General features: G+C 57.9%; 1 protein-coding gene. It reads left to right on the forward strand.

Features of this window, described 5'->3' with window-relative positions; translation table 11 throughout:
* Positions 1-469: 469 nt before the first annotated feature.
* The coding region (locus tag AC1RPQ_RS07740) for a hypothetical protein (protein WP_481762221.1) at positions 470-658 on the forward strand (189 nt) is incomplete at its 3' end.

Consider the following 658-nt stretch of genomic DNA (forward strand, 5'->3'; position numbering starts at 1 on the left):
CTTTGTTTTCGACCTAGCGCGCTGCGGTATCAACGCCAAGACTATTCACGCGCAGGCACATGCTGAATTCGAAGACACCATCAGCGCTGCCCTGATCGAGAACAGCATCCGAGAGGCGGTGCGCCGTATGGCCCGGCAACACCTGTGAAGCCCGTTGACAGGTATGACGTGATCCTAGACCTGATGTCTAGGAATTATGATCAGGCCGACGTACTGGACCGCTGGGCCGTTGATGAGTACGCGGAAAAGACTGGTGCGGCCATGGATATTATGCCGTACGGTGCCAATAAGTGTCCGCAGTTCGGCCGCGACCTTTCGAAGATGGCGTCGATGGGGTATTTGACGCGTGCGCGCACAGGCCTCACTGACATGCGCGGGCTGGGATTCCCTGCGTGGGTCTGGAGCTGTAGACTTGCGGATGCAGGTCGTGATAGACTGGAGCTTGCACAACTTATTCGAGAGGAACAAAATGCGCAAGTGGACTGATGAAGAGCTGGCGCGTGCCGCTGAGTTCGATTCCGTGATGCGTGGGCTCACAGGTCCGCAGATCGGTCGCGGTGTCACGGAGTACCTGATTCCCGGCGTCAATTACAAGCAGATGTCGAAGGCCCGTCTTCGCGACGAGTGGGCCACGCGCCAACCCACGCTCAACAAGAAG

The organism is Dellaglioa sp. CoH-57-MRSF-21 (genome assembly GCF_056781915.1).